The 14,718-nt window shown below is 41.7% G+C and carries 9 protein-coding genes; 2 read left to right on the plus strand and 7 right to left on the minus strand.

All coding sequences use genetic code 11. The features are described 5' to 3' along the window. The first annotated feature begins 268 nt into the window (after positions 1-268). Positions 269-994 carry a hypothetical protein gene (locus tag B4B65_RS11990; protein ID WP_293915826.1) on the plus strand — a complete coding sequence of 242 codons (726 nt, stop codon included), beginning with the start codon at positions 269-271 and terminating at the stop codon, positions 992-994. 232 nt (positions 995-1,226) lie between these two features. Continuing rightward, positions 1,227-2,813, plus strand: a complete 1,587-nt coding sequence (gene abc-f / locus B4B65_RS11995) for a ribosomal protection-like ABC-F family protein (RefSeq protein ID WP_293915827.1) — start codon at positions 1,227-1,229, stop codon at positions 2,811-2,813. A 92-nt stretch (positions 2,814-2,905) separates the two neighbouring features. Here the strand turns inward: abc-f and B4B65_RS12000 are convergent, their stop codons facing one another. The 7 genes from B4B65_RS12000 to B4B65_RS12030 form a co-directional block, all read right to left on the minus strand. Beyond that, the gene (locus tag B4B65_RS12000; RefSeq protein WP_293915828.1) at positions 2,906-4,345 is read right to left on the minus strand and encodes a c-type cytochrome domain-containing protein; all 1,440 of its coding nucleotides are present in this window, start codon (positions 4,343-4,345) and stop codon (positions 2,906-2,908) included. Beyond that, the gene (locus B4B65_RS12005) at positions 4,345-5,229 is read right to left on the minus strand and encodes a sugar phosphate isomerase/epimerase family protein (protein WP_293915829.1); all 885 of its coding nucleotides are present in this window, start codon (positions 5,227-5,229) and stop codon (positions 4,345-4,347) included. The genes B4B65_RS12000 and B4B65_RS12005 overlap by 1 nt, the downstream gene beginning before the upstream one ends. A 10-nt stretch (positions 5,230-5,239) precedes the next feature. After that, a complete protein-coding gene (locus tag B4B65_RS12010; protein ID WP_201679279.1) occupies positions 5,240-6,733 on the minus strand; it encodes a DUF1501 domain-containing protein in 1,494 nt (497 codons plus the stop codon). A gap of 5 nt (positions 6,734-6,738) precedes the next feature. Further along, a complete protein-coding gene (locus B4B65_RS12015; protein ID WP_293915830.1) occupies positions 6,739-9,498 on the minus strand; it encodes a DUF1553 domain-containing protein in 2,760 nt (919 codons plus the stop codon). Between the two features lie 264 nt (positions 9,499-9,762). Next, positions 9,763-10,551, minus strand: coding sequence for an SDR family NAD(P)-dependent oxidoreductase (locus tag B4B65_RS12020; protein WP_293915831.1), 789 nt, complete (start codon positions 10,549-10,551; stop codon positions 9,763-9,765). A 3-nt stretch (positions 10,552-10,554) separates the two neighbouring features. Then, the gene (locus B4B65_RS12025; protein ID WP_293915832.1) at positions 10,555-11,721 is read right to left on the minus strand and encodes a mandelate racemase/muconate lactonizing enzyme family protein; all 1,167 of its coding nucleotides are present in this window, start codon (positions 11,719-11,721) and stop codon (positions 10,555-10,557) included. A 104-nt stretch (positions 11,722-11,825) separates the two neighbouring features. Beyond that, a complete protein-coding gene (locus B4B65_RS12030) occupies positions 11,826-14,717 on the minus strand; it encodes a glycoside hydrolase family 2 TIM barrel-domain containing protein (protein WP_293915833.1) in 2,892 nt (963 codons plus the stop codon). Between the last annotated feature and the right edge of the window lies 1 nt (position 14,718).

A 14,718-nucleotide genomic window follows, 5' to 3' on the forward strand; every position in this document is an offset into this window, starting at 1 on the left:
GATGTATAAATGTTTGCTGTTTTTTTACGCATAATTCGTGATTACTAAAATGTTAAATCATCTTCCGGACTACGTTTTTTTCAATAGCCATAAAACACTTCATATATTTTTAAAAATCTGTTTTTCAGAAAATTAAAACTTAAAAAGAAGGAATAATTATAAAAAATTTTATAAATCTGTAGCTTTTCGATTTCTCCATCCGTCTTATAACCCAGAAGAGAAAGAATAATTTAAATTCCGGAAAACGGAAATCTAAACTTTAGAAAACATGAAAAAACATACATTCTATCTAATGATCTGCTTTGTATTAAGTAGCTTTTTACTGAGCAGCTGTCTGAAAGACAATGACAACAATTATATTGATATTCCTGCAGGCGGACTAACCATGGTCAATGGATTTTCGGATGCTCAGGGTATTGTTTATTATGCTGATCAGCGTCCTATCCAGAATCCGTATTTCCCATTAATGTATAAAGGGTATGACTGGATCGCGCTGTTCACCGGAAACCGTAATATTATTGTAAAAGGAACTCAGGATCCTAAAACACTTGTAGATACTACTTTCGCTGTAAAAGACAGTGTTTATTATTCTTCATTTACTTTTGGCAATAAGGATAAAGCAAAACATTTTATTACAGAAGACAAGAAAACTACCCTTACACCGGCAACTGATAAACCTGCAGGTCTCCGGTTCTTTAACTTAGCTGATATGCCGGGGAAAGTTTCTCTGCAGATCGGCGATGCGGCTATCCAAGATAAATTTAAAGACAGAGTAACCGAAACTCAGACTACAGCAACAGCTAACCAGGCTTTTGTATCTCAGGCCAGCGGAACATTTAAATTATCTGTAAAAGATGAATCCGGTAACGTACTGGTAAGCAGAGAGGGTATAAAATTAGATCCGGATAATTATTACTCTATTATCCTGGTTGGGAAGAAGGATAATACCAACACACCTTTATACATTGGTGTTGTAAAGCAAGCTGTAAACTAGCATAATTTTTTCCTTTATATACATAGAAGGCCGGTTAGACAGCATATGTTTAATTCGGCCTTTTTATTATACCAAATACTGTGTTAGCATTTATTTAAGAAAATTTCCTACCTTTGTAGCACAAAACCAAAACAGTATATATGTAATATCAAATTTCTTTTAATAGCATTAACAGGGATCAGAACTTCTCAAGTCAGCCCATTTATTGTTTAATTTTTTAAAGAAATTACTGATGATTAGTTTACAACAAATTACATATATACACCCGAATAAGGAGCTCTTATTCGACCAGATTTCACTCCACATACAGCAACAGCAAAAAATTGCACTTATTGGTAACAACGGAGTGGGCAAGTCTACCCTTCTCAAACTTATTGCAGGTAAGATTCAGCCTTCTGCCGGACAGGTTCATGTGGACGCAAAATGCTATGACGTGCCGCAGCACTACGGACAATATAACACAAGTACTGTTGCTGAAGCATTAGGTATAAGTGCCAAATTGCAGGCTTTTTATGAAATACTGGATGGCCGCATGACAGATGAACATTTGCAGATACTGGATGATGACTGGAGTATTGAAGAACGTTGCCAGAAAGCCTTTCAGTATTGGGGAATTGAGGATATCGATCTGCAGCAGTCTATGAGCCGTCTGAGTGGAGGACAAAAAACGAAAGTATTCTTATCCGGTATTATGATTCATGAACCGGATGTAGTATTGATGGATGAACCCAGTAATCATCTGGATCGTATCGGCAGAACGAAGCTGTATGAGTTTATTACACAGACCAATCTGACATTGCTTATCGTAAGTCATGACCGCCAGTTACTGAATCTGCTGAATACGGTTTATGAACTCAGTCCTAAAGGAATCCGGATTTACGGTGGCAATTATGACCATTATGTAGAGCAAAAGAAGATCGAGTCAGAAGCGCTGGAACAAGATATCAGAAGCAAGGAAAAAGCATTGCGTAAGGCTAAGGAGGTGGAAAGAGAAACACTGGAAAGGCAACAAAAGCTGGACGCCAGAGGAAAAAAGAAACAGGAGAAAGCAGGTCTTCCAACCATTGTCATGAATACGCTGCGTAACAGTGCGGAACGAAGTACGGCAAAAATAAAGGATGTCCATGCCGAAAAACTAAGTCATATCACAAATGATCTGGATATGTTACGCAAGGAAGTATCTGATACGGACAGAATGAAGTTTGGATTTGATCAGTCTTCTTTGCATAAAGGAAAAGTATTAGTCGAAGCTAAAGATATTAATTACACTTATGCTCAGTCTGCTATATGGGAAAACAATGTGTCTTTTAAAATTTTCAGTGGGGACAGATATGCCATAAAAGGTGTAAACGGTTCCGGTAAAACAACATTGATCAATATGATACTGGGCAATTTGTCGCCGGGTAAAGGAAATCTGTTCAGTGCGATCCGGCATGCTGTATATATCGATCAGGATTATTCTCTTATCAATGGTGACCTGACTGTATTTGAACAGGCATCACACTTTAATTCTTCAGCTTTACAGGAGCATGAAATAAAAATCCGTTTGGTTCGGTTTCTTTTTGACAGAGATACATGGGATAAACCCTGCTATGCATTGAGCGGAGGAGAAAAAATGAGGCTGATGCTGTGCTGTCTTACCATAGGCAATCTAGCACCTGATATTATTATTCTTGATGAACCTACCAATAATCTGGATATTCAGAATATGGAAATTCTGACCTCTGCTATAAATGATTACAAAGGTACATTACTCGCTATATCACATGATGAATATTTTCTGTCTCAAATTCATATAGAACAGACCATACAGTTATAGCGGATTATCCAATATTTTATCAGTAAGGGCTGGATTTAAAAATCCGGCCCCATCTGGTGTACTGTATTTTCTTCGTTAAACTCCAGACGTATTTATTGATATTGCATCGTATCTGTTGCCAAAAATGGCAATTGATAATTTCCGGTATCCAAATGTGATTTTGATAAGGTCTGGCGAACTTTATCTATACCTCCGGGAGTTACCCCAGTCTGATAAACATATACCTGTTCTAACTTGGGAATATGCTGCAGATAAGAGAGCCCTTCATCAGATACTTTTGTTTTATATAAATTTATGTAAGATAGGTTTTTATGTCCTTTCAGATATTTTAATCCTTCATTTGTAATTGCCGTATGTTCCAAATGAAGTTTCATGAGTACAGGCAGTTTTGCAATCTCAGACAAAGCCTTATCAGAGATCGCCGTGTGTCCCAGTTTTAACTGAATAATATTATCTTTCATCTTTAGCAAGTCCTGCATATCTGCATCTGAGAATTCGGGATAATTGATTGCATTGACCATGACATAGTTATTGTCCGCAGATAACGGGATGACCTTCACCCCTTTTTGCTGTAATTGCTGAATAGCCTCGTCAGGCAGTGGCGGAGCCTCCGGCAATGCAGCATATGCTGATTTGGCAGACGAGTCACCTTCTTCCAGACTCTTTAACAGTGCTGCAATCTTTTCATTTTGTTTGAGGTCTTTTGCTTTCTTTTCAAAATCTGCGCCCTGTTCTATCCACCAGCCAATAAGCTGTATTTGTTCGGGGCTGATAGGTGTTCTGCCTTTTGGTGGCATACGCCCTTCGTGACCTTCAGGCAGAATAAGACGGGCATACAATTCACTTTTATCCAGTTTTCCGGCTGTCAGCACAGATCCATCTTCCCCTCCTTTTAACAAACTTTCCCGATTGTGCAGAGCGAGCCCTCCTTCCTGCTTTTTATCTCCATGACAGCTTTGACAACGTTGTTGGAGAATAGGCTGAATAATAGCATCATAAACATGGGCATCCTGAACATTTTCGATTAAAATCAGTTTTTCTTCTTCAGCCTGAATACCTGCAATTTTCTTGATTGAAGAAGGAAGGGCATCTTTCATATATCCTTTTCCATGTGTAAGTGTTCCTCCAAAATGGCCAGTTGCACCCAATAAAACGACAACCGTTATCAAAAAGAAAAAACGCCGTTTTACCAGTTTTGCCCACAGCCCTGCACCTGTATCAGCGGCTCTGTACAGCGAATATGTCCACAAACTCATGACGGCAACAGCAATTCCCAGCCACTGGTGAAAACTCAACACGGATGTATCATATCCGCCATCCAGTGATAACAGGTAACCTGTTATGCAAGTCAGAATAGCGGCTCCGGTACCCAAAAGTAAGGAGAACGGAATTGCAAAAGACAAATTGCGGTAGCGTTCAAAGCGTGCGAAAACAGCAAATACAAGAGCCAGAAAGAGTATTCCGATAGGTAAATGAACCAATACAGGATGCCAGCGGCCTGTGAAACTAAGTAATTCTTCTATAAAGATCATTATTGTTGGTATCGGGACTTCAAAAGATTAAGCATATATACATTTACAGTCCATTGATCTGCGACCGGCTGTTGTGTATAGGGTAATGTTGGCAAATATCCCGAAGGACCAAATTCGGTGGTAACCGTTAACTGATTTACTCCGGCTTCTTTACGCAAACGGATCACTTCATCCCACCAGGCCAGATGTTGCTCCACTGTGCTTTTCCATTCCGGAGCAGCCGGATCACTGACCTGAGGCGCTTGCGGCTGTCCAATACGGGCATGAATATGCGCTGTACGGGATAGTGCCAGTTCAACTGTTTCTGTCTGATCACCTAGCAGTGACTCATGAACGTTGCACCAGTGAGAGATATCAAGTGTAAGCTGTAATTGGGGAATCTGTTCTAAAAACTGTCTTGTAATGTGAGCCGCAAAACTAAATCTTCCCCGATGAGTCTCGTGCATAACCGGAATATGGTATTTTTTACTGATGATATCAGCGGCTTCAATCAGTTTTTTGTTCTGATCAAATGTAAAGTAATCCTTTCCGGTATGACAATTGACAAAATCCGGTTTAAGCTGCATGGCCATTTCTACATTTTTGACATAGCTGTTGTAATATTGTTCAAAAGTTGCTCCGCCGCCTCCGCTTAAAAATGCGTATGCCAGACCATACTTCCGGAACGCATCAAACATTTGCTTTTGTTCTTCTTTGCTTCCTGGTACCCATACCTCCAGACCATCGTATCCGGCTTTTTTGACTTTTTCGCAATAGCTGTCCCAGGATTCATTCATTCCCCAGTTTGTAGCGTAAAAACGAATTTTAAATGTTGCTGAAGCATGCACATGCTGCATCATGAATAATGTAAGGATAGCTGTTAATAATAGTTTTATTTTCCCCATAATCTATTGGTTATATAATATCGCTGATGAGGTTTCCCTCAACATCAGTGAGTCTGAATGGACGTCCCTGAAACTCATATGTAAACTTTTCGTGGTCAAAGCCCAGCAGATGCAGCATAGTCGCATGTACATCATGTACAGAAGACCGGCCACTGACCGCCGTAAATCCGATTTCGTCAGTCTCTCCGTAGGTCACTCCCTTACGTACACCACCTCCTGCCATCCAGATGGTATATGCGTCTGTATGGTGATCTCTGCCCATAAAAGGCATGTCACGATTATCTCTGTTCTCCTGCATAGGTGTGCGCCCGAATTCACCACCCCATACAACAAGAGTTTCATCCAGCAGTCCGCGCTGTTTGAGATCCATAATCAAAGCTGTCATCGGACGGTCTATTTCCCTGCATTTATTTCTGAATCCCAGGTCTATCGAATCTGAAGCACTGGTTCCGTGACTATCCCATCCCCAGTCAAATAATTGTACAAAGCGTACCCCCTGCTCTACAAGTTTACGCGCCAGCAGGCAGTTGTTTGCGAAAGACTCCTTACCTGGCTGCGTGCCGTACAATTCATGTATATACTCTGGTTCCGAAGCAATATCCATTACTTCAGGTACTGCAACCTGCATTTTATAAGCCATTTCATACTGTGCGATACGGGACAGAGTCTCCGGATCCTTATACGTTTCATACTCATCCATATTCACTGTATTGATAGCATCAATCGTATGTTTCTTAAGATCTCTTCCCATCCCGTCGGGATCAGCAATATATAAGACCGGATCTCCCTTTGAGCGACATTGTACACCCTGATATACCGAGGGTAAAAATCCACTTCCCCACACACTTTTACCTGCATCAGGAGTTTTTCCTCCGGATGTCAACACCACGAACCCCGGAAGGTTACTATTTTCCGAGCCAAGGCCGTAAGTGACCCATGAACCTATGCTCGGCCTGCCGAGCCGGGCACTACCGGTGTGCATAAACAGCTGAGCCGGTCCGTGATTAAACTGATCTGTATGTACCGCTTTCAAAAAACTGACGTCATCCACTACTTTGCTGAAATGTGGCAAGTGATCGGATATCCATGCTCCGCTTTCTCCATATTGTGCAAATGTGGCCTGTGGTCCCAGCATATTAGGTGTGCCGCGGATAAATGCGAATTTCTTACCTTTCAACAGGGAATCCGGACATGGCTTATTATGTAACTTGTGCAGTTCCGGTTTATAGTCAAAAAGTTCGAGTTGTGAGGGCGCTCCCGCCATGTGCAAATAAATTACACTTTTGGCTTTAGCCGGAAAATGCGGTGCTCGGGGGATCATCGGATTCAGCGCATTCAGATTAAGCGGAGCATCTCCCTGTCCACTTCCACCACAACTGGCTAACAGACTGCCAAGTGCAATGCTGCCTATCCCTGCTACACAATCTTTGAGAAAGTGCCTGCGGGTAACAGCCTGCAATTTGTATTGTTGTGCTTCACGCATCAATTTATCTAAGTCTACCATACTCTTTAGGATTTGGTTAAGAATTCATCCAGATTCAACAACGCATTTGCCACCACAGTACTTGCAGCCTTAGCCGCTATCTGTTGTTGATCTTTCTTACCGGCAGGCGCTATACTCAGGAATTTAGTGGCTGCCTCCGGATGAGATTTAAAATTATTCAGTGCCTGATGATAAAGTTTTTCCAAAGCGATAAGTTTATCTTCAGCCGGATCTTTAAACATCGTTCGTCTGTATCCGGAAGCTATAAGTTGCCTGACATTACCTTTTGCATCTTTCTCCATCTCTGTGGCCAGAGCTTTGGCTGCTTCCAGATAGACAGGATCATTAAGTGTTGTCAACGCCTGTAAAGGTGTATTTGTCCGGATACGATCCACCAGACAGACTTCCCGGCTGGAAGCATCAAACGAGATAAATGACGGATAAGGACTTGTGCGCTTCAGGAAGGTGTATATACCTCGTCTATACTGATCTTCACCGGTACTTTTAGTCCATGATTCGCCGCTGTATACAGTCATCCATACACCTTCCGGTTGATGAGGCATGACACCCGGACCATACATTTTGGAACTCAGCAGACCACTGACGGCAAGAGCCTGATCTCTGATCTGTTCAGCAGAAAGACGGAAACGTGGCCCACGTGCCCAATACCGGTTTTCCGGATCTTTCTCCACCTGCTTGTTGTTTAAACCTGAAGATTGTTTGTATGTAGAGGATGTTACCATTTCCCGAACAAGAGATTTGACGCTCCAGTTCATTTCGTTCATTACTTTCAATGACAGGTAATCCAGCAGTTCACGATGTATAGGCGGAATACTTTGAGTACCCATGTCGCCCAGCGGTTCGACTAATCCTCTTCCGAATAGCTGTGCCCAGACTCTGTTCACTAATGTACGAGCGGTAAGCGGGTTTTCTTTACTTACAATCCATTGACTGAATCCCAATCTGTTATTTGGTGCACCTTTAGGAAAATCATTGAGAACAGCAGGTACTGCAGGTGTGACCGCATCTCCGTGAACCATCCAGTTACCGCGTTCGAAGACGTAAGTTGTACGTGCCATCTCTTTAGGATTTTCAATCATAACGGGCACACTTTCGGGGTTCATATTTACCAGTTGCATAAAGGTGCTTTCCATATGCTGGCTTTTCGGGCTATCCATCCCCGGAAATCCTTCTCTGAACGCAAACCATTCGATCATCAGGACAGTCTCATCTGTTTTTATAGACGGATTTTTTGCAAGCAGATAAAGATCGTGAACACCGGATATTTCCGGAATCGGAACATGGATCACCTGCCTTCCCTGTGTAGCCGGAAGATCAATACTGGTCAGTATCTGTCCCTGAAGACCATCTTTTCTGATTTCCAGCTTTCCGCCCGGAGCAGATGTCCAGTAATTCAGGAAGAATAATTTCTTACCGTCCAGTGTTATTTTCTTCAGTCTTGCATTTCCTCCGTTGCGCAGTCCCAGCCACTTGGTATCATACAAAGCACCATTAGTGATCTGATCACTGTAATGTGCATGTACCTTAGGTTCTAATGTGTGAAGAAATAGTTCTGCAGAACGGACTAACTGCGGATTGCCGGACTGACTGATCCAGTTTTTAATGCTATCCAATCTTTTTTCATCATCAGCGGTATAGAACCGTAATTTAGGATGATCACCGTAGGTGTCTTCATCTCTTGTATTATTAAAAAAAGCAACAGATTTATAGTATTCTTCAAATTTAAACGGGTCATAGGTATGGCTATGACATTGGACACATTCGAATGTGGTACTCAGCCATACCTGATAGGTCGTATTGACCCTGTCTAATACAGATGAGACTCTGAATTCTTCACTATCTGTACCACCTTCGTCATTGTTCATTGTATTACGGTGAAAAGCTGTAGCAATAAGCTGCTCTTTTGTAGGCTCAGGCAACAGATCTCCGGCCAGTTGTTCAATAGTGAACTGATCGTAAGGTTTGTCCGAATTAAACGCTTTGATCACCCAGTCTCTATACTTCCAGATTTGTCTGGACTCGTCTCTTTCATAACCTTTAGTATCGGCATATCTGGCCATATCCAGCCACCATGAAGCCCATTTTTCACCGTAACGGGATGAGGAAAGCAGACTGTCTACCCGTATTTCATATGCATTTTCACGTGTGTCGGTTTCAAAACTACGGATCTCTTCCCAGGTAGGCGGCACTCCGGTCAGATCCAGATATACTCTTCTTAACAGGGTTTGTTTATCCGCTTCACCCGAAAACTTCAATCCTTTTTCACTGAATTTGTCCTGTACGAAATAATCAATATCATTTGAAATCCCTGACGGATACTTTCCGAATAGTCTGGCAAATGAAAATGGCTTGGGTACTTCTACTTCTTCGGGCAACGTATATGCCCAGTGTTCTCCCCATTTAGCACCTTCATTTATCCACCTTTTGAGGATATCAATCTCGGCTTCACTGAGTGGAGCAGCATTATAAGGCATGCGAAGTTCCGGATCTGCATGGGTTAGTCTTTTTATAAATTCACTATGATCCGCATCTCCGCGAATAATAGCTGGTTTTCCGGATTCTGCTTTTGCGAAGGCTTCGTTCTCAAAAAGTATACTGAACCCTCCGTTTTTCTTTACTCCTCCGTGGCAGGTAATACAGTGTTTATTCAGTATGGGCTTGACTTCAGTACTAAAATCTACAGGGTCCTCTTTTGCAAAAGCAAACAAGGCTACTCCAATGACAAGAAGCAGTAAAACTGCACACACAATAATTTTTCTAACCATTTTTTATTTACAACTGGATAATCAACTTAAAGATATTAATCTGTTCAAAACAGACTTGTTATAAGTAGATTAAGGTTTATAGTATACAGCTATACTTCATTAAAAAACATAAAGTAAGTACAGCTTTGTATAGTTGTAAAATTAGGTAGAGTTTGGGAAGACCACTACAACTAAAATGACTGGTAGTGACACTATTTTAACGGTAGATATTGCAGCTCTGTTGTATTATTCATATTTACAATCATAAGCTGTGTTTATTCCATCTCAATCCTGCATTAATGCACTTCTGCCACCATCAATCAGGTAGGTTGTTCCGTTTGCAAAAACAGCATATTCACTACATAAAAAAACACACCATCCTCCGATTTCTTCGGGTGTACCCAGGCGTTTGACAGGGTGCAGTGCGATGGTATCAGCTCTCGCCTTTTGGCTGTCTTCAAATGAATCAAACCACAGTTGATTTCCGGGCGTGTCAATAAATCCAGGAGCTATTCCAACCGTACGAATGGAAGGTGTCCATTCTATGGCCATTGCTCTGACCATAGCAGGGAGCGCTGCTTTTGTCACATTGTAAGGAAAGCACCCCTGCATTGAACTATATGCATGATTAGAGGATAATACAATGATGACCCCTTGCCCCGATGCTTGCAGCATTGGTCTCATTGTTTTACCAAGAAACCAATGGGATTCCAGATTTAATTTTTGATTGGTATTCCAGGTTTCCTCATCACAATTTGCCAGTGTAGTGAAAATATTCCTGCCGGCATTGGAAATCAGTATATCTAACCGACCGAACTGACTTCTGATTTCTTCTTCTAACTGCTTTATTTCAACAGGATTTGTTACATCTGTCTGATAATAATACACTTCGCTGCTGTACTGATAAAGCTCTTTATAGAATGTCCGAACCTGTTCATCATGTACAGATCGCTCAGCACAAACGATTACCTTTGCTCCTGCTTTTGCAAACTGGATGGCTGTTCCTAATCCTATTCCTGAAATGCCGCCTGTAATCAGAACATTCTTTTCTGTTAAATCTATTGTAAGTGCCATTGTCTATACGTAAAATCCAGATCTGGGTTCGAGAATACCGGGATGTTTCAGCATTTCTTCTTCTACCAGATCAACTCCAAGTCCCGGTCGATCGCTAAGTGTCAATACTCCGTTGCTGATCATGTCCGCTATAGGCTGATCGATAACCTGATCCCGCCATGGGACATCATTAAACATAAATTCCTGTCTGAAGAAGTTTGGTATTGCAGCACATACATGGGCACTTGCCAGCGTTGACAGCGGACCATTGGGATTATGAGGAGCCAGCAGCACATTATATGCTTCCATCATTGTAGCCATACGTTTCATCTCTGAAGGGCCGCCACAGCGTGTAATATCGGGCATCATCATATCACAAACATTCTTTTCGAGTACCGGACGAATACCATGTCTGGTGTAGTGCCGTTCTCCAACACAGATAGAAACACTGGAAGGAATTCTCTCTCGCATAGCTCTTAATGTATCTGCGTTTTCCGGACCGGCGGGCTCTTCATACCAGGTGATATCCAGAGTAGACAGGCGTTCGGCCATCTTGACTGCGACCCGAAAGTTGAGCATAGCATGTGTTTCGATCATAATATCAAAATCCGGCCCCACGGCTTCACGAACGGCTTTACTGACCTCGAATGCAAGATCCTGCTGCTCAGATGTCAGTGTCAGATTAGATGAAAGGTCCTCTCCATATAAATAATTAGTGTGTGCAAACGGATCGAACTTGAGTCCGGTAAAACCGGCTTCTTTCACTTTCAATGCCTGAGCAGCATAGTCTGCCTTATTATGCCCGCCACCTGTAAACCAATAGTTAGCGTATAACAGAATATCTTTCCTGAAAGCACCTCCCAAAAGTTCATAACAGGGTACACCGAGGACTTTAGCTTTTAAATCCAGTAATGCCATATCTATTCCACTTATAGCACACATACTGGCACCATAAGGTCCGATCCAGTTCAGATCACGATACAGTTTGGTCCATATAAAATCGGTCCGCATAGGATCCAGTCCGATGATCCGTTGACCCGCATGCTTTGCGGCCTCAAAAACAATGGGACTTCCTGGCCAGTTGGTGGCTTCTCCTACACCTGTATGTCCGGTGTCAGTATATATTTTCAGCAATGTCCAGTTGTATTTTACTCCTTCCACCAACCAGACTTTAACATCTACTATCTTCATTTAAACAGGTTTATGCATATATTTTGTATCTGCTCTTAATACATTCGAAACAGAGAAGAAGATCAACTTATGAGGATGCCTTCATCCTTGTAATTTACACTTTCCTAATCAATTTTCAGCAAGAGCATTCCTTTAATTTTATCACCCTTTCGGAGTGTAAGACGTCCCGAACTATGCGGACTTCCGTAAAAAGGTTCTGATCCGTTATTTGTATAGTCTGCAATCAGCCATTGGATGTGTTCATCCTGTTTCCAGCTTCGGGATGCCTGCTTAGCATTGGACATTACTTTTACTGTACTTTGTGTATTGTGTTTCAGTTCGGCAGAGATGATGTTGGCTTTTGTAGACCTGAAATCATTGGATCCCAATGTATTGGCATCATCCTTCCAGTCTCTTGCTAAAGGTTTTCCATGTGCTTCAACTTCATATATGTTATTTGCGTTAAGTTTTGCAAACCCTTTATTCCGACCGATATGATCCTTTGGATAATAACTGAAGGGGCCTTCTCTGTGCCAGGTAAGTTCATCAAAAGTGAGAGGAAGTTCCATCATTAATCCATACTGATAGACCTGGATATCACTTTTTTTATTCTCCATTTCATATCTCACTTTTAAAAAGCCATCTTTCGTAAAGACAAACTGTTGATTTCCTTCCCCTTGTTGATAGGAAAGGTTGAGGTTGACAAGGATACTGTCTGTTTTATTTTCTACAGATACATTTTTTGCAAATAAAGTATATAAGGGATAATGTTTGAGCGGATAGATATTATTCTGATAGGTTTCTCCTGCTACATTAGGTTTGCCTCCATCTTCTGTATTTGCGGCTATAATGGCTAAAGAGGGCCCTTTGGTGAGGATCAGTTCCTTATTTTTACGGACTGTAGTAATCACTCCGTATGTCTTGCTGATCGTATAATCTATATTTCCCTGGGTAATATAAATAAATGCAGAATCTTCTTTTAAAGACAAGGATTTGTACACATGGGCTACCTGAACCGGCTTCTTATCTGTGAATATCTCATGTTCAATTTCAAATCCTCTCGGATCCGTAAACATAATCTCAACGGTATCAGCGTCTTTAGCTTGTGGAATAAGGATCTGACCTGTGTTATGTGGTTTTATTGATGATTTCAGCCGTATTTCTTTTCCGTCAATAACGGCCAGTATCTTAATATCTTCAAGAGAGCAGAAATCATAACGATTCTGAACAGTGCACATTACTCCGTCTTTTGTTCGCTGCATATTCAGTACCCTTACCGGTGAATAAGCTTTCTTTATACCATAGTACTCCGGCTTTGTTCTTCTCCAGCCATCTAAAGGTCCCCATGGTCCGTAACCTGCAATTCTTCCATCAGGGAGATGAAATGTGTCATCTATTCCACTCCATATCGCTCCCCCAAGATTACCCTTATGTACGTATATAGAATCAAAGAAACTGCGCATGGGTGCGTTAAACAGATCTCTTATTCCGGGATCAGTAAGCAATTCCCTTCTGTTGTATGTAGACAAATGTGCATACTCTCCAAAAAGTGTGGGACAGGAGATCGTATCTGTATTTGCAGGTCCGTCGATGCCAGGATAATGATAATTGGCTATATCTGCCTTACTGCCTGCGTTATTGAATCCTCCCCATGTCTGGTCATGAAAACTGGTCGGTCTGCTTTTATCCAGAAGTTTAACAGTTTTATTGACTTCAGCCCATAAATTGCTCCATCTGGATTCATTTCCCAGCGACCACAGAATAACAGAAGGATGCTTTTTATTCGTCATTACATTTTCTCTGTTGGCCTGTATCATCAGTGGTAAAAACTTAGGATCCTGATAATCCCAGTGTTGCCAGATTGGTGAAGCATGATGCTGGATCCAGTTTAATGCGGATTCACTCTCTACGTACAAGCCTAATTCATCTGCTGCATGAAGAAATTCTTCAGAAGGCGGATAATGTGAAGTGCGTATATAATTGAGATTAGCAGCCAGAAATAGCTCTGCATCTTTGCGATCCAGTTCCGGGTCAGAAGCTCTGCCGAGCAGCGGATGAACGCTATGCCGGTTTACGCCTTTTAATTTTACAGGTTTACCATTGATCAGTAATTGATTGCCGGCTATCTTTACTTCTCTGAAACCTACTTTCTGTACATTGCGTTGAATCGCATGACGATCATTCAGCAATTCTGTCGTCAACTCATAGAGATATGGAGTTTCTGCCGTCCAGTGATGAGGTTTATCTACAGCTACACGTACAGCCAGCTGCTCTGATGTCAGCGCTTTAAGAGCTTTTTCAGAAATATTCTTTACAAAGACCACTTTTCCTTCCTTGTCTTTCAGTGTGTACCTTATGCCTGCGTCTTGTATAGAACGGGTATGATTCATAATACGCGTACTTAAGTCAAGTTTAGCATGTCTGTACTGGCTGTCAAAGCTACTGTTTACATCCAGATCTGAAATGTAAACTTGTGGAAGAGCAAATAATGTCACTTTCCTCAATATACCGCCGACTGTATGAGCTGCATACTGAGAGACACAACCTAATATATCACTGATCGTATTTGCCTGTACTTCCACCGTAAGTATATTCTTGCCGGGTCTTATAGCTGAAGTCAGATCCATATGGAAGGCTACAAATCCTCCCTCGTGCTCTCCTATCATGATACCATTTACCTTGACTACAGCATGTGAACTCACTCCATCAAAGCGGACTAACACACGTTTATCTACCCATGAGGCAGGAAGAGTGAATTCTTTCTCATAGATCGCCTTTTCTCCTGGTGAAATATGATAACCCTGCATTTCCCATTCACCGGGGACATTGATTGCTGATGTTGAGGATTGGTCTGACCGGAAATTCCACATGCCATTCAGCGATAGGCTGGGCTGATCTGTACCTGTCACTGCTGCCGGAATCGGAGGCAGATATGTTCGTGTTTTAAGCTGTTGGGCTTTTGTCACCGAAACAAATGCACAAATCATTACCCATACTGCTATTGTATTTACTTTCATA

Source organism: Sphingobacterium sp. UBA5789 (genome assembly GCF_002418355.1).
Classification (GTDB): Bacteria; Bacteroidota; Bacteroidia; order Sphingobacteriales; family Sphingobacteriaceae; genus Sphingobacterium.

Coding starts and splice junctions, on each gene's coding strand:
- B4B65_RS12025 (WP_293915832.1), bottom strand. CDS start 11,721: ATGAAGATAGTAGATGTTAAAGTCTGGTTGGTGGAAGGAGTAAAATAC.
- B4B65_RS12010 (WP_201679279.1), bottom strand. CDS start 6,733: ATGGTAGACTTAGATAAATTGATGCGTGAAGCACAACAATACAAATTG.
- B4B65_RS12005 (WP_293915829.1), bottom strand. CDS start 5,229: ATGGGGAAAATAAAACTATTATTAACAGCTATCCTTACATTATTCATG.
- B4B65_RS12000 (WP_293915828.1), bottom strand. CDS start 4,345: ATGATCTTTATAGAAGAATTACTTAGTTTCACAGGCCGCTGGCATCCT.
- abc-f (WP_293915827.1), top strand. CDS start 1,227: ATGATTAGTTTACAACAAATTACATATATACACCCGAATAAGGAGCTC.
- B4B65_RS12030 (WP_293915833.1), bottom strand. CDS start 14,717: ATGAAAGTAAATACAATAGCAGTATGGGTAATGATTTGTGCATTTGTT.
- B4B65_RS11990 (WP_293915826.1), top strand. CDS start 269: ATGAAAAAACATACATTCTATCTAATGATCTGCTTTGTATTAAGTAGC.
- B4B65_RS12020 (WP_293915831.1), bottom strand. CDS start 10,551: ATGGCACTTACAATAGATTTAACAGAAAAGAATGTTCTGATTACAGGC.
- B4B65_RS12015 (WP_293915830.1), bottom strand. CDS start 9,498: ATGGTTAGAAAAATTATTGTGTGTGCAGTTTTACTGCTTCTTGTCATT.